Annotated in this window: 18 protein-coding genes and 2 pseudogenes; 14 read left to right on the plus strand and 6 right to left on the minus strand. The window is 71.0% G+C overall.

Going from position 1 to position 18,239, the window contains the following annotated elements:
- Positions 1–39 precede the first annotated feature (39 nt).
- Positions 40–2,877, plus strand: coding sequence for an AfsR/SARP family transcriptional regulator (locus BLT28_RS02490; protein WP_052408197.1), 2,838 nt, complete (start codon positions 40–42; stop codon positions 2,875–2,877).
- A 1-nt stretch (position 2,878) separates the two neighbouring features.
- Here BLT28_RS02490 and BLT28_RS02495 read toward each other — a convergent pair whose 3' ends face one another.
- Positions 2,879–3,283 carry a hypothetical protein gene (locus BLT28_RS02495; RefSeq protein ID WP_156051818.1) on the minus strand — a complete coding sequence of 135 codons (405 nt, stop codon included), beginning with the start codon at positions 3,281–3,283 and terminating at the stop codon, positions 2,879–2,881.
- A 42-nt stretch (positions 3,284–3,325) separates the two neighbouring features.
- Between BLT28_RS02495 and BLT28_RS42985 the strand changes: the two are divergent.
- A pseudogene (locus BLT28_RS42985) lies at positions 3,326–3,414 on the plus strand (IS982 family transposase); the annotation flags it as partial.
- Positions 3,415–3,455: 41 nt separating this feature from the next.
- Here BLT28_RS42985 and BLT28_RS02500 read toward each other — a convergent pair.
- Positions 3,456–3,782, minus strand: a complete 327-nt coding sequence (locus BLT28_RS02500) for a hypothetical protein (protein ID WP_030433480.1) — start codon at positions 3,780–3,782, stop codon at positions 3,456–3,458.
- 205 nt (positions 3,783–3,987) lie between these two features.
- Entirely contained in the window at positions 3,988–4,125 is a 138-nt protein-coding gene (locus tag BLT28_RS39645; protein WP_156051820.1) for a hypothetical protein, read from the minus strand.
- Between BLT28_RS39645 and BLT28_RS02505 the strand changes: the two genes are divergently transcribed.
- Together BLT28_RS02505 and BLT28_RS39650 are read left to right on the plus strand one after the other, a co-directional pair.
- Positions 4,103–4,939, plus strand: a complete 837-nt coding sequence (locus BLT28_RS02505) for a serine hydrolase domain-containing protein (RefSeq protein WP_197683954.1) — start codon at positions 4,103–4,105, stop codon at positions 4,937–4,939. The two genes, BLT28_RS39645 and BLT28_RS02505, sit on opposite strands and share 23 nt — an antisense overlap.
- 130 nt (positions 4,940–5,069) lie before the next feature.
- Entirely contained in the window at positions 5,070–5,243 is a 174-nt protein-coding gene (locus BLT28_RS39650) for a hypothetical protein (RefSeq protein ID WP_156051824.1), read from the plus strand.
- Between the two features lie 99 nt (positions 5,244–5,342).
- Here the strand turns inward: BLT28_RS39650 and BLT28_RS02510 are convergent, their stop codons facing one another.
- Positions 5,343–6,107: a glycoside hydrolase family 16 protein gene (locus tag BLT28_RS02510; protein ID WP_030433481.1), complete on the minus strand. Its 765-nt coding sequence runs from the start codon at positions 6,105–6,107 to the stop codon at positions 5,343–5,345.
- Between the two features lie 193 nt (positions 6,108–6,300).
- Between BLT28_RS02510 and BLT28_RS02515 the strand changes: the two genes are divergently transcribed.
- Both BLT28_RS02515 and BLT28_RS02520 read left to right on the plus strand, forming a co-directional pair.
- Positions 6,301–6,900: a hypothetical protein gene (locus BLT28_RS02515; RefSeq protein WP_052408199.1), complete on the plus strand. Its 600-nt coding sequence runs from the start codon at positions 6,301–6,303 to the stop codon at positions 6,898–6,900.
- A gap of 50 nt (positions 6,901–6,950) precedes the next feature.
- Positions 6,951–8,162 (plus strand): benzoate/H(+) symporter BenE family transporter, encoded by a 1,212-nt coding sequence (locus BLT28_RS02520; RefSeq protein ID WP_030433483.1) that lies wholly within the window; start codon positions 6,951–6,953, stop codon positions 8,160–8,162.
- A 40-nt stretch (positions 8,163–8,202) separates the two neighbouring features.
- On the opposite strand, the gene BLT28_RS02525 is transcribed toward BLT28_RS02520, so the two are convergent.
- Entirely contained in the window at positions 8,203–9,648 is a 1,446-nt protein-coding gene (locus BLT28_RS02525; RefSeq protein WP_030433484.1) for a GAF domain-containing protein, read from the minus strand.
- 108 nt (positions 9,649–9,756) lie between these two features.
- Here BLT28_RS02525 and exaC point away from each other — a divergent pair, with 108 nt between their 5' ends.
- The 8 genes and pseudogenes from exaC (at position 9,757) to BLT28_RS02565 (ending at position 17,770) form a co-directional block, all read left to right on the plus strand.
- Positions 9,757–11,280, plus strand: coding sequence for an acetaldehyde dehydrogenase ExaC (exaC, locus tag BLT28_RS02530; RefSeq protein WP_030433485.1), 1,524 nt, complete (start codon positions 9,757–9,759; stop codon positions 11,278–11,280).
- Positions 11,280–11,660, plus strand: a complete 381-nt coding sequence (locus BLT28_RS02535) for a DUF779 domain-containing protein (RefSeq protein WP_030433486.1) — start codon at positions 11,280–11,282, stop codon at positions 11,658–11,660. Before exaC ends, BLT28_RS02535 begins: the two co-directional genes overlap by 1 nt.
- A 29-nt stretch (positions 11,661–11,689) precedes the next feature.
- Entirely contained in the window at positions 11,690–12,808 is a 1,119-nt protein-coding gene (locus tag BLT28_RS02540; RefSeq protein ID WP_407638791.1) for an S-(hydroxymethyl)mycothiol dehydrogenase, read from the plus strand.
- A 37-nt stretch (positions 12,809–12,845) separates the two neighbouring features.
- Positions 12,846–13,463, plus strand: coding sequence for an MBL fold metallo-hydrolase (locus BLT28_RS02545; RefSeq protein WP_030433488.1), 618 nt, complete (start codon positions 12,846–12,848; stop codon positions 13,461–13,463).
- Between the two features lie 18 nt (positions 13,464–13,481).
- Positions 13,482–14,180: an alpha/beta fold hydrolase gene (locus tag BLT28_RS02550; RefSeq protein WP_030433489.1), complete on the plus strand. Its 699-nt coding sequence runs from the start codon at positions 13,482–13,484 to the stop codon at positions 14,178–14,180.
- Positions 14,181–14,191: 11 nt separating this feature from the next.
- Positions 14,192–14,641, plus strand: a pseudogene (locus tag BLT28_RS41640) (MSMEG_6728 family protein); the annotation flags it as partial.
- Between the two features lie 496 nt (positions 14,642–15,137).
- Complete coding sequence (locus BLT28_RS02560; RefSeq protein WP_322788504.1) at positions 15,138–16,169, plus strand: NAD-dependent epimerase/dehydratase family protein; 1,032 nt, start codon at positions 15,138–15,140, stop codon at positions 16,167–16,169.
- Positions 16,166–17,770 carry a phytoene desaturase family protein gene (locus tag BLT28_RS02565; protein WP_030433492.1) on the plus strand — a complete coding sequence of 535 codons (1,605 nt, stop codon included), beginning with the start codon at positions 16,166–16,168 and terminating at the stop codon, positions 17,768–17,770. The genes BLT28_RS02560 and BLT28_RS02565 overlap by 4 nt, the downstream gene beginning before the upstream one ends.
- Here BLT28_RS02565 and BLT28_RS02570 read toward each other — a convergent pair whose 3' ends face one another.
- Positions 17,771–18,208 carry an SRPBCC family protein gene (locus BLT28_RS02570; protein WP_043814164.1) on the minus strand — a complete coding sequence of 146 codons (438 nt, stop codon included), beginning with the start codon at positions 18,206–18,208 and terminating at the stop codon, positions 17,771–17,773.
- Between the last annotated feature and the right edge of the window lie 31 nt (positions 18,209–18,239).

Raw genomic sequence — 18,239 nt, forward strand, 5'->3', positions numbered from 1 at the left:
CGAAGCGGAAAACTCGTTTCGATCACTTGGGGGACGGCGATGGAGATCGACCTGCTCGGTCCGGTCCGGGTCCGCGACGGCGATCGCGCGGTCCAGGTCGGGCCCGCGCGCCAGCAGTGCGTGCTGGCGATCCTGGCCGCCGAGGCGGGCCGGGTGGTCGGCGTGCCCGCGCTGGTAGACCGGGTCTGGGCGGACCGCCCGCCCGCCGGAGCCCGCAACCTCGTGCAGACCTACGTCGCCCGGCTGCGGCGGGTCCTCGTCGCCGCGGGCGCCGACGGTGCCTCGGTGCTGGTGTTCCAGAACGACGGCTACCGCCTGGCGATCGACCCGGAGGACGTGGATCTGGTGCGGTTCCGCGCACTGGTCGCCGCCGGGGACCTGGGTCCGGCGCTCGCGCTCCGGCGCGGCACCCCGCTCGCCGGGATCGAGGGGGAGTGGGCGCAGCGCACCCGGGAGGCCCTTGAGGAGCAGTGGCTGCTGGCGCGGTGCCGCTACGGCGAGGAACAGCTGCGGTTGGGCAAGCCCGGCGAGGTGCTGGCCGACGTGGGCGAACTGCTGGCGGCGCACCCGCTGCACGAGAAGCTGCTGGAGCTGCGGATGCTCGCGCTCTGGCACGCGGGCCGTCAGGCCGAGGCGTTGGAGACCTTCCGCGACGCACGCGCACGGATCGTCGGCGAGTTGGGCGTCGAGCCCGGATCGGAACTGCGCGCGCTGCACGAACGCGTGTTGCACGGTGCCCCGCCCGCGGTGGAGAGCACGTGGACGGCGCGCAACGACCTGCCGCGCGTGCCGAACGACTTCACCGGCCGCGACCGCGAGCTGAAGTGGTTGTCGGACACCGTTTCCGACGGCGCGAACGTGCTCACCGTCGACGGGATGGCCGGCGTCGGCAAGACCACGCTCGTGTTGTGCGCGGCGCGGCTGCTCGCCGCCGGGTATCCGGACGGGCAGCTCTTCCTCGATCTGCAAGGGCACACGCCGAGCCAGCGGAGCATGTCGGTCGGTGGCGCGCTGGAGTCGTTACTGCGCGCGGTGGGCACGGCGCCGGAGGACATCCCCGACGACGTGGGCGAGCGCGCGTCGGCCTGGCGGGCGCGGCTGGCGGGCAGGCGGGTGCTGCTCGTGCTGGACAACGCCGCCGACGTGGACCAGGTCCGGCCCCTGCTCCCCGGCGCGCCCGGCTGCCTGACGCTGGTCACCGCGCGGCACCGGCTGGTCGGGCTCGAAGCCGCCGCGCTCTCGGTGGACACCCTGCCCGAGGGGGAGGCGGTGGAGCTGTTCGAGCGCGCCGCCGGTCGCCGCGGCGCGCACGGTGACGCGGTCGCCGTCGCCGAGCTGTGCGGCTACCTCCCGCTCGCACTGCGCCTCGCCGGCGCGCGGCTGTCCAACCGTCCTCTGTGGACGGACGAGGATCTGGTCACCCGGCTGCGCAAGGGGGTGGACAGCGGGGTCGCCGCGGCGTTCACCGTCTCCTACGAAGCGCTGGAACCGTTGCTGCGCAGGGCTTTCCGCCTGCTCGGCAGGCATCCGGGGATCGACATCACACCGCACGCGGCCGCCGCGCTGCTGGACGCCTCGGTGGACGACGCCGAGGACACGCTGGAGGCGCTGCTGGACGTGCACCTCGTGCAGCAGCACGCCTCCGGCCGCTACCGGCTGCACGACCTGCTCCGCCAGTACGCGCTCGACCTCGCCGAGCCGGACGAGCCCGCCGCGGCGGTCCGGGTGCTCGACCACTACCTGTACTCCGCCAACGAGGCCGACCGGCAGATCACCGGGCAGGCGCGGTTCACCCCGGTTCCGGACGCGGTGATCGCCTTCGTGGGCAACGGGATGACGTGGTTCGACCGCGAGCTGGCGAACCTGCGCGCGGTGATCGAGTTCGCCTGCCGGGACAACCACGACCGGCACGCGTGGCAGCTCGCGCTGACCCTCTGCGGCTACTTCGACGCCAAGGGCCTGTACGCCTCGGCGGTGGCCGTCTACGACCAGGTGCTGCCGTTCGCGACGCGCTCGGGCGGCGCCGGAAAAGTCCTGTCCGCCAAGGGGATCATGCACTGGGGCGCAGAGGAGAACGACGCCGCGCGGTCGGCGCTGGACGAGGCGCTGCGGATCGCCGTCGCAGAGGACGACCGCAAGGCGATCGGCACCGTGAAGCTCAACCTCGCCGCGCTGGACTGGCGGATCGGGGAGTTCGCCGGCGCCACCGCGCACCTCGACGAGGCGCTGCCGCTGCTGCGCTCGCTCGGCGAACACCGGCTCATCGGCAACGCGTTGAACAACAAGGGGATCATCCACCTGCGGCGCGGCCGGCTCGACGAGGCGCTCGCGTGCTTCGAGGAGTCGTTGGAGGCCCGGCGCATCGCTGACGACCTGCGCGGCGAGGCCACCAGCCACATCAACATCGGCGAGGTCCAGACCCGGCGCGGCGCGCACGCCGACGCGCTGGGGTCCTACCGGCACGCCCTCGACCTGGCCGTCGGCGTCGGGGACCGGGTCATGGAGGCCTTCGCGCTGACCAACATCGGCGCCTCGCTGACCTCCGCGGGCGACCCGGCGGAGGCGATCGACCACCTGGAACGCGGCGCCGCGCTGTTCGCCGAGCTGGCCAACCGCGGGGAGCTGGCGGCCACCCTGGCCTACCTCGCACTCGCCCGGTGGCGGTGCGGGCAGGCCGAGTCCGCGCGCCGCGACGCCGAGCGCGCGGTGCGGATCGCCCGTGCGGTCGGCGCGCGGTACGAGGAGGCCAAGGCGCTCGAAGCCCTCGGACAGGTCCATCCCGCCGCCGCGGAGGAGTGCCTCCCGGTGGCGCTGCGGATCTTCACCGACCTGGGCGTGAGCGAGGCGGACGAGCTGCGTCAGCGCATCGGGTGCTGACTCAGGGCAGGTCCGGCCTGTAGCAGCTGGCGAAACCCGGGGGCTTCGGCCTGTTGCCGGCCAGCAGCGCCACCGCGTCGGCGTGGCGCAGGTTCTCCGGGTACTCCGGCCAGTCCGGTTCCTGCCCGTTGACGTGCAGCTCGTCCAGCCAGTAACCGGAACTGTCCGCGGTCTTGGCGAACTCCAGGTCGCAGCCCTTCACCCGGACGGTGACCTCGAAGATGCGCTGCGAGGACTTCACCGTCCGCTTGCCGACCTTCTTGGACTTCTTCTCGGTGTCCGTCCTGGGTTCGCCGACCGTGGTGAAGCCGGCCGACCGGAGCTCTTTCACGAACTGGTCCTGGCCACTGCTGCACGCAGTCACGACCAGGGCCAGGGGGAGGACGAACAGCAGCCCACGCTTCATGCCGTGCATCTAACACGGGGCGCGGTAGCGCTTGCACCTGATCTGCACCCGTCGTATCGCAACCGCACTCCGCACCGGCCCAGCACCTGCTCGAACCGGTCCGGCAGCTCGTCGAACCCGTCAACGACACGCGCCCTCGCGCTGACCGCCGCTGTCCGGCACAACCTCGCCGCTAGAAATCGCAGTTCTTGACGGCCGAATCGCCGTCGATCCAGAGAACTCGTACAGGAATTTTGACCTTGCCCTTGTTCTTCTTGGGAACCGGGTGCATACATGAGGCAGTCTTCGGATTGCTGCCGTGGCCGTACGTGTAGGTGATATTGATGCGAACCTGGTAGTCGCAGTGGTTGTGGTAGTACACGGTGGTCGAAATGTTGCCTAGGCTGTACGAATAGTTGACGCAGTTCAGGACGGTGCCGCGTTCGGCCCGTGCCGGAGTGGCAAGCGGGCCGGCGCACAACGCGACCGCGAAGACGGTCCCAATTGACAGGGCGCGCATCGAAAATCCTTCTGATCTGGCAGCGACATGACGAAAAACCACGTCGCGGCAGCCGGAGCCAGAAGAATGTCACAAAACTCCTCTCGGCCGGTACTTCGGTTCGCCGCACTCCGAAATCAGATGAGAGGTGCTCGCCCACGAACGGCGCAGGAGCCGGCCCGGTCCTGTGCGCGTTCGACCGCAAGTGGATCGCCGTGGTCGGTGCTCACAACCGCGTGATGCCGAGGTCGCGGACCACGTCCGCCAGTGCGCGGACCATCTCGGTCTCGGCGTCGCTGCGCCACACCAGACCCCAGCGCAGGCCCGGCCAGTCGTGAATCGTGCGGGACCTGTTGACGCTCACCTTCGGCTTCGGCCTGGTGTTCACACCCTGCCCGATCCAGGGGGCGATGCTGGAACTGGGCATCGTCGGCGACGGCACCGCGAACTGGCCGACCGTGACCCAGGACGAGTGGATGCGCCGGCTGGGCACGCTCCCCCTCATGTACCAGCCGGGGGATCGGTGGCAGTACCACGTCGGCTCGGACGTGCTCGGCGTGCTCGTGTCGCGGGCGGCTGGTCAGCCGTTCAGCGCGTTCTTGGCCGAGCGCCTGTTCGGCCCGCTCGGCATGGTCGACACGGGCTTCCACGTGCCGGCAGACAAGCTCCACCGCCTGCCGACGAGCTACGCCCACGACCCGACGACCGGCGAGCTGACCGTGTGGGACAAGGCCCGAGGCGGCAAGTACAGCCGTCCACCGGCTTTCGAGGCCGGCGGCGACGGCCTGGTGTACACAGTGGACGATTACCACGCGTTCCTGCGGATGCTGTTGAACAACGGCGTCCACCACGGCCGGCGCGTCCTGTCCCGCGCGAGCGTCGCGCTGATGTGCATGGACCACCTGACCCCGGCTCAAAAGGTGGAGAAGGACCAGTTCGGCGACCACTTCGGCCGGCATGGCGGCTACGGCTTCGGCGTGGCGGTCCGCACCCGTCGACGCGACCTGGCCTCCCCGGGCCAGTTCGGCTGGGACGGCGGCCTCGGCACGACTGCGTACGCCGACCCGGCGGAGGGCCTGGTCGGCATCATGCTGACGCAGACCGCCATGGACTCGGCGGACAGGCCGCGGCTGCACCAGGACTTCTGGACCGTCGCGTACCAGACACTGGGCGCCTGAACGGATGGCGTGAGGCCTGTCGCCCTGGGCGGGCAACAGGCCGCCGCCTTCCCGCAAGGCGGGTCAGCGCGCGAACTGCCGGTGACTACCGATGCCGGTAGCCCGCCATCGAACCCCGTGCGGACGAACCATGAAGCGCGTCAACATCGACGACACCCGACTCAGCCTCAACACCTATGTGGACGAACGCGAGGAAGGACCGCAGTGCGAGTGGCGCGACAACGGCCTGCTCGCCGTCCTGCGGGAGTGGAGCGAGCGCGTCTGCGAAGGGATCACCGAACGGTGTTCCGCTTTTCACCGATGAGGTTGATAGCGATCAAGGGCTCGATCATGCAGGATTTCCGGCGAGATCCGGCACGCCGGGCGGGTGGTCGTCACGATCCCTGCTGTGTGACGAGATCACCTACTTGCGGTGGACGCGGACGTGGTCGATCTCCATCGAGCCCTCGGTGACCTCCGGCGGGATCTTGGCGTAGACGAACATGTCCAGCACCAGTGCCCCGTTCCCGGAGAACGCGCCCTGGCGGCAGACTTCCTTGCCGTCGAGGAACCACACCGTCTGGTCCGGTCCGAGCAGCTGTCCGATCGTGTGCCAGTCCTGGGTCAGGTCGACGGGGTGCTGGTACTGGCACTGCCCGCCGGGGTTCTGGTGGTTGGTGAAGTAGAGCCGGAACGGGTTGTCGCTGTAGTACTCGTAGGTGTCCTGCTCGTTCGAGCCGTTGCCGTTCCACGTCCAGGTCGAGGGCCAGAAACCCTTGTCCTTGGGCAGTTTCAGCCGCGTCTCGATGTAGTCGCCCGGCTGGACCTGGAATTCCTGGGCCGGCCCGTTGCCGCAGGTGTGCGCGGTGGTGATCAGCGCGCCGGACCACTCGTAGCCCGGCTCGGGGTTGTCCTTGCGGGCGGTCATCACCAGCTTGCCGTCGCGCAGTGCGAGCGCGTTCCAGGTGTGCCACTCCAGCTGCTCGTTGTTGCCCTTGTTGCCGAGGCAGCGGTCGCCTTCGGCGTCGGAGTGGATGGACCAGCGGTTGCGGTCGATCTCGGTGCCGTCGAACTCGTCCGCGAAGGCGGTCGGCCAGCTCGTCGGGGGTTCGTCCTGGGCGGCCGCGTGCGGCGCGGCGACGGCGGCGCTCGCGATCAGGACGGTGGCGAGCAGGGCGGCTCTGGGCATCGGGACTCCGGGACGTGGGGGAGGGGGTCGGGGGACGGCGCCCATGCTGTGCACCGGTCGGCCGCGAGGGAACCCGGCATCGGAATCGCTTATGCGCGAACGACGAATGACGGGTCCGGGAAAGGGCAAGTGTCGATTCGGTTCGCTCCGAAGGGAAAGCGCGCCATGCGGGAGGAAAACCTATGCTGCGCGCGTGCGTGACGCGGAAGTGAAGGCATCGAGGTCGGTGCTCGCCGCGCTGTCGGTCCTGGTGTTCGGCTGGGTGATCGCGGCGGGCAACACCGGAATCGCTTGTGCGGCAGTGGGCAACGACGTGATCCCGATCATCACGGGTACCCTGCTGTGCCTCGTTTTCATGATCGCGCTGCGCGTGCTGCACCGCGCGTGGTGGCTCGCCGTGCTCTCCGCTTTGCCCGGCCTGCTGATCCTCGTTGGTTCGGTCCAGCACGCGCCTGAGGCGGCGCTGGCCTCTCGTGGTATCCGCGAGAACGTGGTGATCACGGCGGTGTCGGCGGTGAGCACCAACCACCGCTTCACCCTCGCCGGCGCGAACGGCGAACTCGCGCAGACCCTGGAATACCGGGGAAGCGATCCGGACTACCGGGTGGGCGACCGCATCGAGGTGATTCGCGATCCGGAAGGCGTTGTACCCTTGGAGGACGCCGCCAAGGTCGATCCGCGAGGACGGCTCAACGGTCTGGTCATGGGCGTCGTCGGCTGGTCCGTCCTCACGGTGCTGGCGGGCTGGCGAGGGCACGTGCGGCGCAGGAAAGGCGTCGTCTACGACGACTGAGTCGACGATCACTCTCGACTGGACACCTTGCGGCTGATTAGGGTTTGCCGGTGACCGAGGAAGTTCTTGCCGCACAAGGGACAGACCGTCGGTCCTTTTTCTCCGACGCCTCGCTGTCGTCCTTCGTCGCCGCCCTCATCGCCGTCGTGGTCTCCTACTCCGGTCCCGCGGTGATCGTGCTGACCGCGGCCCAGGCCGGGCGGCTCACCCCGGGGCAGACCACCTCGTGGCTGTGGGCGATCTCCATCGGCAGCGGTATCACCTGCCTCGTGCTGAGCCTGTGGACCAAGGTCCCGGTGATCACCGCGTGGTCCACGCCCGGTGCCGCCCTGCTCGTCACCAGCATCGGCCACTACTCCTACGCCTCGGCCATCGGAGCCTTCCTCGTCTCCGCGCTGGCCATCACGGTGGTCGGCTTCTCCGGGGTGTTCGGCAGGCTGATGGCGTTCGTGCCCGACGCGCTGGTCTCCGCGATGCTCGCCGGAATCCTGTTCTCCTTCGGGGTCGAAGCGTTCCGCGCGCTCGGCCAGGGCCCGCTCGTCGCCGCCGCGGTGCTGCTGGGCTACGTTCTGGCCAAGCGGTTCAGCGCCCGCTACGCCGTCCCCGTCGCCCTCTTGCTCGGCGTGTCCGCCGCGGCGGCGAGCGGAGGGCTGGACTTCCGCGGTGTCGCACTGGAACTGGCCAGTCCACAGTGGACTACCCCGGTCTTCGACACCGCCGCGATCATCGGTATCGGTGTCCCGCTGTTCGTGGTCACCATGGCCTCGCAGAACGCCCCCGGCCTCGCCGTGCTGCACGCGAGCGGCTACCGCCCCGGCGACCGCCTGCTGGTCGGCGGCACCGGCCTCACCTCGCTCGCCCTCGCCCCCTTCGGGTGCCACGCCGTCAACCTCGCCGCGATCACCGCCGCCATCTGCACCGGCGAGGAGTCCCACCGCGACCCGCGCAGGCGCTACCCGGCCGGCGTGTTCTGCGGACTGCTCTACCTGCTCATCGGCGCCCTCGGCGGCACCCTCATCGGCGTCTTCACCGGCCTGCCCAAGGAACTCGTCGCCGCCATCGCGGGCGTCGCCCTGATCGGCGCGCTGATCTCCGGCCTCAGCGGCGCCATGGCCACCCCGCGCGACCGCGAGCCCGCCGCCGTGACCTTCCTGGCGACCGCCTCCGGCCTGTCCCTGTTCGGCATCGGCTCCGCGTTCTGGGGCCTCGTCTTCGGCCTGTTCACCCACGTCGTCCTCACCGCACGCCGGAAGACCGAATGAGTCATCGGGGTGCTTGAACGCACCGAACGCGGCATTGAGGTCACGAGGTGAGTGCGCGTAGGCGGGTGAGTGTCGAAGCGCGACGCGGATCGGCGGGGGACAGGGTGCGGGCGAGCACCTCGTGCACCTCGATGTCGTCGGCGCCGTGTGGCTGCTGGGCGAACTCCCACAGCACGTCGGGCCGCCCGCAGTGCACCGCGGCGGAGCGGACGGCGGCGTGCAGCTCCTCGCGCTCGGCCCGGACGACGGGCGCCTCGGATCGGGGGAGCAGTGGTCCGCGATACGACCGCACGGCGAGCGCGACATCGCCGGAACGCACTGCCGAACGCACGCGCAGGAAGTCGGCGTCGACGGTGGCGAGGAGCCGATAAGGCTTGCGCCCCAACGCGATGCCGAGCTGAGCCCGGAGCCGGTGCAGTTCCGCGCGCACGGTCACGGCGTTGCCGTCCTCGCCGTGCGTGGCGAGCGCGAGGGCTTCAGCGCTGAGCCCGTCGGGCCGAAGTGCCAGTGCGGCAAGGATTTCGGCGTGGCGCAGGCTCAGCGGGTGCTGGCGGCCCTCGAAGGTCGCGACCGGATCTTCCAGCAACGACAACGACAATCGCGGAGTTCGCGTGACGCGGGTCGAAGGCACCCGCAGCAGATAACCCTCGTGAAGCGGCTCCAGCAGACCGGTGCGCCCGTCGCCGAAGCGGATCTCCGGACCGGAGACGTCGACGCGCGCCGGCAGGTCGCTGATGGCCGACACGAGCACGCGCCCGGTCGGCGTCAGCAGCGCGCCCGGCTGGCCGCGCAATCCGAGCAGGTGCGGCATGTTCCGCTCGCGCAGGCGTTGTTCGCGGGCGGCCAGCTCGGCGTGGAGCTGCCCTTCGGCGAGCTTGGCGGCGGCCTCGACGAGCGCGGCGACGGCGGGGTGCGCGGTGTGCACCGGACCGCTGACGTCGACGACCCCGAGCACGGCGCCGGTGTCGGGATCGCGCACGGGGCTCGCCGCGCAGGTCCACGAGTGGTAGCTGCGCACGAGGTGTTCACCGGAGTGGATGCGCACCGGGCGGCCGAGCGCCAGCGCGGTGCCCATCGCGTTCGTGCCGATCACGTCCTCGGACCAGCGGGTGCCCTCGGCGAGCGAGGCCCGCTCGGCGGCGTGCCGGACGGCGTTGTCGCCCTCGCACCACAGGATGTGGCCCGCCGCGTCGGTGATGATCATGATCAGGCCCGCCTCCTCGGCGAACCCGCCGAGCAGCCCTCGCAACGCGGGCAGCGTGCCGGCCAGCGGGTGCGCCGCGCGCAGCTCGGAGACCTCGCGCCGGGCATAGACCGTCGGCGCCTCGGTGCGGTCGGGATCCACGCGGGCGTCGAGGGACCGTCGCCAGGACTCCGCGATCACCGTGCGCGGAGCCTGTGGCGCGCGGCCTCCGCCGAGCACCGCCTCGTGCACGCGGACCAGCACCCGGGCGCTCTCGACCGGGTCGGCGGGCGGAATGGCCATCACCTCGATGATTGACCTCCGCTCCGGCCCGGCGCAAGTGCAACGTGACTGCAACGTTGCCCTTCGTAACCTCGCCGCCACTCACCCCGAAGACGTGGGAGGCAGCAGATGACGACCTACGCCGCGCCAGGCTCCGAAGGCAGCGTCGTGACCTACCGCTCGCGGTACGACCACTTCATCGGCGGCGAGCACGTGCCGCCCGCGAAGGGCCGGTACTTCGAGAACCCCAGCCCGGTGACCGGTGAGGTCTTCACGGAGGTCGCCAGGGGCACCGCCGAGGACGTCGAGCGCGCACTGGACGCCGCGCACGGGGCGGCGGCGAGCTGGGGGAAGGCGTCGCTGGCCGAACGCTCCGGCGTGCTGCTGAAGATCGCCGACCGGATCGAGCAGAACCTGGAGCTGCTGGCCGTCGCGGAGAGCTGGGAGAACGGCAAGCCCGTCCGCGAGACCCTGGCCGCCGATCTGCCCCTGGCGGTGGACCACTGGCGCTACTTCGCGGGGGTGCTGCGCGCGCAGGAGGGCGGGATCTCGCAGATCGACGCCGACACCGTGGCCTACCACTTCCAGGAACCGCTCGGCGTGGTCGGCCAGATCATCCCGTGGAACTTCCCGCTGCTGATGGCGACGTGGAAGCTGGCGCCCGCGCTGGCCGCGGGCAACGCGGTGGTGCTCAAGCCCGCCGAGCAGACCCCGGCCTCGATCCACGTGCTGCTGGACCTGATCGCCGACCTGCTCCCGGCGGGCGTGCTCAACGTGGTCAACGGGTTCGGCGTGGAGGCGGGCAAACCGCTGGCCTCGAGCAACCGCATCGCGAAGATCGCCTTCACCGGCGAGACCACCACCGGGCGGCTGATCATGCAGTACGCCAGCGAGAACATCATCCCGGTCACCCTGGAGCTGGGCGGCAAGAGCCCGAACCTGTTCTTCGCCGACGTCGCCGACGCCAGGGACGCCTTCTACGACAAGGCGCTCGAGGGCTTCGCGATGTTCGCGCTGAACCAGGGCGAGGTCTGCACCTGCCCGTCCCGCGCGCTGGTCCAGAGCTCGATCTACGACGAGTTCCTGGCCGACGCCGTCGAGCGGACCGGGAAGATCAAGCAGGGCAACCCGCTGGACACCGGGACGATGGTGGGCGCGCAGGCCAGCAACGACCAGCTGGAGAAGATCCTGTCCTACATCGACATCGGCAGGCAGGAGGGCGCGAAGGTCGCCACCGGAGGCGAGCGCGCGGACCTCGGCGGGGCGCTCTCCGGCGGCTACTACGTGCAGCCGACGATCTTCGAGGGCGACAACAGGATGCGGATCTTCCAGGAGGAGATCTTCGGCCCGGTGGTGTCGGTGACCCGCTTCGAGGACTTCGACGACGCGATCAGGACCGCCAACGACACGCTCTACGGCCTCGGTGCCGGTGTGTGGTCCCGCGACACCAACACCGCCTACCGGGCGGGGCGCGCGATCCAGGCCGGACGCGTGTGGACCAACTGCTACCACGCGTACCCGGCGCACGCGGCCTTCGGCGGCTACAAGCAGTCCGGCATCGGCCGGGAGAACCACCGCGCCATGCTGGAGCACTACCAGCAGACGAAGAACCTGCTGGTGAGCTACTCCGAGAACGCGCAGGGCTTCTTCTGATGCCCGTGGCGCGCGTGGCGGTGACTCCGGAGGCGGCCACCCTGCTCCGCCGCCTCCGGAGCACCTACGGCCGGCTGATGTTCCACCAGTCCGGTGGTTGTTGCGACGGCAGCGCCCCCATGTGCTACCTCGCCGGGGAGTTCCGCACCGGGCGGGCGGACGTGCACCTCGCGGACCTGGAGATCGGGGGAATGCCCGAACCGGTCCCGTTCTGGATGTCCGCCGCGCAGTTCGAGCACTGGCGGCACACCCACCTCACGGTCGACGTGGTCCCCGGCCGGGGCAGCGGGTTCTCGCTGGAGGCGCCGGAGGGCGTGCGCTTCCTGATCCGCTCCCGGCTGCTCTCCGACGCCGAGCTCGCCGAACTCGACGGGCGGTGACCCCGGGACTACGGTCGTCGGAGATCCACATGCGTCGAGACGAATCTGGAGGCCCGGTCGTGGCACAACAGGTCAGGGGCGTCATCGCCAGGGGACGTGGTGAACCGGTCACGGTGGAGACGATCGTGGTCCCCGAACCGGGCCCCGGCGAGGCCGTGGTGAAGGTCCAGGCGTGCGGGGTCTGCCACACGGATCTGCACTACCGCGAGGGCGGGATCAACGACGAGTTCCCGTTCCTGCTCGGGCACGAGGCCGCGGGGGTCGTCGAGTCGGTCGGCGAGGGCGTCAGCGGGCTCGAACCCGGCGACTTCGTCGTGCTCAACTGGCGCGCGGTGTGCGGGGACTGCCGGGCCTGTCGCCGCGGTCGGCCCTGGTACTGCTTCAGCACGCACAACGCGGCGCAGCCGATGACGCTGACCGACGGCACCCCGCTCAGCCCGGCGCTGGGCATCGGCGCGTTCGCCGAGAAGACTCTTGTCCACAGTGGACAGTGCACGAAGGTGGACCCGGAGGCGCGGGCCGCCGCGGTCGGGCTGCTCGGCTGCGGGGTCATGGCGGGCATCGGCGCGGCGATCAACACCGGCGGCGTCGGCAGGGGCGACTCGGTCGCGGTGATCGGCTGCGGCGGCGTCGGGGACGGCGCGGTGGCCGGGGCCAGGCTCGCGGGCGCCGCGAAGATCATCGCCGTGGACACCGACGCCAGGAAGCTGGAGTGGGCGCGCGGGTTCGGCGCCACGCACACGATCGACGCCCGCGCGGTGGACGACGTGGTGACCGCGATCCAGGAGCTGACCGACGGCAACGGCGCGGACGTGGTGATCGACGCGGTCGGCCGCCCGGAGACGTGGAAGCAGGCGTTCTACGCCCGCGACCTGGCCGGGACCGTGGTGCTGGTCGGCGTGCCGACGCCGGACATGCGGATCGAGATGCCGTTGATCGACTTCTTCAGCCGCGGCGGTGCGCTGAAGTCCAGCTGGTACGGCGACTGCCTGCCGACGCGGGACTTCCCGATGCTGGTCGACCTCTACCGGCAGGGCCGCCTCGACCTGGACGCCTTCGTCACCGAGGAGATCGCGCTCGACGAGGTGGAGGCCGCGTTCGGGAAGATGCACCACGGCGACGTGCTGCGCTCGGTGGTGGTCTTCTGATGACAGACGTGATCTTCTCAGCGGAGGGCGCATCACCATGACCGCGGCTCGCATCGACCACGCCGTCACGTCCGGCACGTTCTCGTTGGACGGCCAGACCTTCGACGTGGACAACAACGTGTGGGTGCTCGGCGACGACTCGGAGTGCGTCGTCTTCGACGCCCCGCACGACGTCTCCGCGATCCTGGACGTGATCGGCGGTCGCACCGTCAAGGCGATCATCGCGACGCACGCGCACGACGACCACGTGCGCTTCGCCCCGGAGCTGGCCGAGGCCACCGGGGCGCCGATCCTGTTGCACCCGGCCGATCTCGTGCTCTGGCACATGACCCACCCGGACGTGCGCCCCGGCGGCGAGCTGGCCGACGGGCAGGTCATCGAGGTCGCCGGGACCGCGGTGCACGTGCTGCACACGCCTGGCCACGCGCCGGGCGCCTGCTGCTTCCACGTGCCGGAGCTCGGCGTGGTGTTCACCGGCGACACCCTCTTCCAGGGCGGACCCGGTGCCACTGGCCGATCGTTCTCCGACTACGACACGATCATCGACTCGATCACCAAGCGGTTGTTGGAGCTGCCGCCGGAGACGGTGGTGCACACCGGCCACGGCGAGAGCACGACGATCGCGGCGGAGGCGGCGGGTTTGGCCCGCGGGTAGGCGGGGTAGTAGCCCGGAGTGCTGGACAGCGACGTCCGGGCGCGCGCCGACCGGGTGGCGGGGCGAACGGTGCGCAGTCTCGAATGCGGGACTGGTGCGCCGGTTGTCGTTCTGCTGCCCGGTCTCGGTGCGCTCGGGTACCTGATGGACGCGCTGACCGAGTACGGCGCGAGAAGCCGATCGTTCCTGCTCGACGTCCCGGGCTTCGGAGTGCGCGGCCGACCGGCGTGCCGTCCGGATGTCAAAGCCGTCGCGGACACCGTCCTGGACTGGCTTGAGGCCGTCGTTGCCGGAGAGCCCGTGGTGCTCATCGGGCATTCCTCCGGCGCCCACGCCGCGCTCCGAGTGGCGCTCCGGTCGGCCGCAGTGCGCTCATTGGTGCTGATCGGGCCGCCCTTCCCGCCGGAGCAGCGCACTGTGTCCGGTTTGCTCCGCGCGGCACTGCGGGATGTCGTGCACGAACCGCTCAGCCTGGTGCGAGCCCTTGCGCCGTACTACATCCGCGGTGGTCCGATCGCGGTGGCGCGCTACCTCATCTCGACCGCGCGCGAGACTCCGGAGCGGTCGATCGCGGACGTCGCGTGTCCGGTTCTGCTCGTGCGCGGTGAGCACGACGCCTTCGCTCCGCGGCACTGGGTGGATCGGCTCGCATCGACCGCTCGATGTGGACAGTCGGTCACGTTCTCCGGCGCGCATTCCTTTCCCTTCCAGCACTAGGTGGACGGACAATGCAGACGTTCCTGCCGCACGCCGACTTCGCCGCGAGCGCCGCGGTGCTCGACGACCGCCGCCTCGGCAAACAACGCGTGGAGACGCTGCAGATCCTGCGAGCGCTGGTGTGGCCCGAATACGGCTGGAAGCGCCATCCCGCGGTCACCATGTGGCGCGGCTTCACGCGGGCACTCGTCGGCTACGGCGTGGAGATGTGCCGCGAGTGGGGAGCGCGCGGGCATGCCGACTCCACTGTGGACTCTTTGCTGGAGTTCAGCGGCGGTGAGGTCCCCGAGCAGGGTGAGCTGATCGACACAGGCGCCGTGCCGCCGTGGCTCGGCGATGAGGCCGTGCACGTCTCACACCGCTCTGCCTTGGTACGCAAGGAACCCGAGCACTACCGCCGGTTCTTCCCCGACGTCCCGGACGACCTGCCTTACACCTGGCCGAAGCCGGTGTTTCCGCGCTGGCCCGTGCGCGGCCACCGGGCGATGCCGCTGGGCGACGCCTCCGCGCTCCTCGGCATCGACGAACTCACCGTCGCCGAACGCGAGGCGGTCGAGGAGGTGCGGCTCGGTCGTTCCACCGAGCTGCACAGCGACCGCCCTGGGCAGATCGGCTTGCTGGCCGGGCTGTGCACTGAAGGACGAACGCTCTGGCTGCTCCCGGGCGAGCCACTGGAAGTCCGTCGGGGCCCGCGCCGCGACCTCCCCGCGCGAACACCCGGCGACCGGCCCAGGCTCGCCCGTCCTGCCGGGCCCCGCGAGGTCGCCGCGACCCGGGACGAATGGGCCCACGATCCCGAGTTCCTGTTCCACCGGGGAGAAGTCGAAGTCGGCGCGGGCATCGGCCTGGTCGTGCTGGACGGCGCGCCGGCCGCTCCCGGCACCGGGGTTCCCGTGCTCCGGCTGCACTGATTAGGCGTGTGCCGGGCGGGGAACCACCAGTCCTATGCGAATAGCGGTGACCGGCGCCAGCGGGAACCTGGGAACCGCCCTGCTCCGGGCGCTCCCACGGGACTGGAGCGTCGCCGCTGTCGCGCGCAGACGCCCTGACCAGGTCGAACCGTACACGCGCGCCGAGTGGACGGAGTGCGACATCGGCACGGACAAGGCGGAGCTGCGTGCCGCCTTCGCCGGGGCCGACGCGGTGGTGCACCTGGCCTGGGCGATCCACCCGCGCATCGACGACCCGGAGATGCGGCGCACGAACATCGAAGGCACCAAGAACGTCCTGGCCGCCGCCCGCGATGTTCCGCACCTGGTGTTCGGCTCCTCGGTGGCCGCGTACAAGCCCGCCGACCGGTGGGTGATGGTCGAGGAGGACTGGCCGCTCGGCGGCATCAAGGGCAACGCGTACAGCAGGCACAAGGCGGAGGCCGAAGCCCTGTTCGCCGAGTCGGGCCTCCGCTTCGCGTGCGTCCGCCCGGTGTCGGTGGTGCAGCGCGCCGCGGCGGCGGAGATGCGGCGCTGGTTGCTCAGCTCGCTGTTTCCCTTGTCGCTGCTGAAAAAGCGCTGGCTTCCGTTGCCGTTGTGGCCCGGGCTGCGGCTTCAGCTCGTGCACGCCGACGATGTCGCGTCGGCGCTGGTGCGGATCCTGGAACGCCGAGCGACCGGAGCGTTCAACCTCGCCGCCGATCCGGTGCTCACCGCCAACGACATCGGCCGGGTGCTCGGCGGTATCCGGCTGCCGGTGCCGCTCCTGCCCCTGGCCGGGCTGGCCTGGCCCGCGTGGCGGCTCGGGCTGCAGCCGCTGCACCCGGGGTGGCTGGCGCTGGCCGACAGGGCCTGCCTGGTGCTCTCCGCGCGGGCGCGGGCCGAGCTGGACTGGCACCCGCGGCACGACAGCGCGGACGCGCTCGCCGAGGTGATCGGCGGGATGGCGAACGGTGCCGGGGCGCAGAGCCCACCGCTGAAACCGGATACAGGCCCCTTCGGGAGGCTTCGCGATCTACGGTGGGGCAGGCCGACCCATCAGTCCCAAGGAGAGTCGTGACGCACCCAGGTGACATCGCCGACGCCGTGGTGATCGGCGCGGGCCCGAACGGCTTGGTCGCGGCCAACCTGCTCGCGGACGCGGGGTGGAGCGTCGTCGTGCTCGAAGCCGCCGACGAACCGGGCGGTTCCGTGCGCAGCGGCGAGGTCACCGAACCGGGCTTCCGAACGGACTTCTGCAGCGCGTTCTACCCGTTGAGCGCGGTGTCACCGTTCATGACCGCGCTGGACCTGGAGCAGCACGGGCTGTCCTGGCGGCATGCACCGGACGTCCTCGCGCACGTTCTCCCCGACGACCGGGTCGCGCTCGTTTCCCGCGACGTCGACCGCACGGCGGAGTCGGTCGCGCAGTTCGCCGAACGGGACGGTGACGCCTGGCGCGCGGAGTTCGGGACGTGGCAGCACATCCGCGACGATCTGATGGACGCGCTCTTCCGCCCGTTCCCGCCGATCCGCGCGGCCGGACGGCTGTTCCGCCGCATGGGCACCGGCGACGCGCTCCGGTTCGCGCGGCGAGCCGTGATGCCGGTGCGCGCCCTCGCGAACGAGCTGTTCGAGGGCGAGGGCGCGCAGCTGCTCTACGCGGGTAACGCGCTGCACTCCGACCTCGGCCCGGACACCGCGGGCAGTTCGATCTTCGGCTGGCTGCTCGCGATGCTGGCCCAGGACGTCGGTTTCCCGGCTCCGGCAGGCGGTGCGGGGGAGATCACCGCGGCTCTGGTGCGACGGCTCGAATCGCTCGGCGGGCGGGTGGACTGCGGCCGCAGGGTGGACCGCGTGCTCATCGCGCGCGGCACGGCGGTCGGGGTGCGCGACACCACCGGCGAGCTGGTCCGCGCCCGCAAGGCGGTGCTCGCCGACGTTCCCGCGCCGAGCCTCTACCTGGAGCTGGTGGGCGCCGAGCACCTGCCGTCCCGCATGGTCGACGACCTCAGCCGCTTCCACTGGGACGACTCCACGGTCAAGGTCGACTGGGCGCTGTCCGGCCCGGTGCCGTGGACCGCGAAGGAGGCCGCCGGCGCGGGCACGGTGCACCTCGGCGGCGACCTCAACGGCCTGGCGCGGTTCAGCTCGCAGCTGTCCTGCGGGCAGACGCCGAAGGTCCCGTTCCTGTTGCTGGGCCAGATGACCACGACCGACCCGAGCCGGTCACCGCGCGGGACCGAGTCGGTCTGGGCCTACACCCACGTGCCGCGCGGGCAGAAGTGGGACGCGTCCCGGCTGCAGCGCGCCGCCGAACGCATCGAGCAGACGATCGAGAAGCACGCGCCCGGCTTCTCCTCGAAGGTGATCGCCCGGCACGTCGCGGGCCCGGAAGAGCTGGGGCGGCACAACATCAGCCTCGTCGACGGCGCCGTCAACGGCGGGACCGCGGCCATCCACCAGCAGCTGATCTTCCGGCCCACCCCTGGCCTCGCCCGCCCGGACACCCCCGTCGACCGGCTCTACCTGGCGAGCGCGTCGGCCCACCCCGGCGGCGCTGTGCACGGCGGGCCCGGCGGGACGGCGGCTCATGTCGCGTTGCTGCGCAACGGTTTCGCGGGCGGCGCCTACCGGGCACTGATCGCGGCGACGCTGTCCAGGATCACCGCGGACAGGTAGTCAGGCGCGGCCCCTGGCGATGTCGCCGAGCCTGCGCAGCGCCTCGGTGTTGCGCGGCTTCAGCAGCACCGCCTGCACGGCCGTGGGGATCATCCGGCCGGGGCCCTGGGTGATCTCCTCCTCCATCAGCACGTCCGTCGCGCCCGGCCCGGCGGGCGTGAGGGTGAGCCGCACCCGCGCGCTGCCGACCGGCCACATCCGCGCCTCCAGGTCGATCAGCCTGCCGGGCACCACGTGCAGCACCCGCGTCACGTCCTGCACGTGCAGGGGCCACGGTCCGACGCTGTGGTGAATCCGGGTGCCCTCGGCGGGCCAGCCCGGGTCGACCTCGCGGATGTGCGATGCGCCCACCACCCACCCCGCGTAGGACCACCCGTCGGCCAGGACGGCGAACACGTCCTCAGCGCTCGCCGCGATCCGCATCTCCGTCTTCACCATTCCGCCCGGGTACCCGAGCGCTCCCGTGGTC

Source organism: Allokutzneria albata (assembly GCF_900103775.1).
Lineage (GTDB): Bacteria > Actinomycetota > Actinomycetes > Mycobacteriales > Pseudonocardiaceae > Allokutzneria > Allokutzneria albata.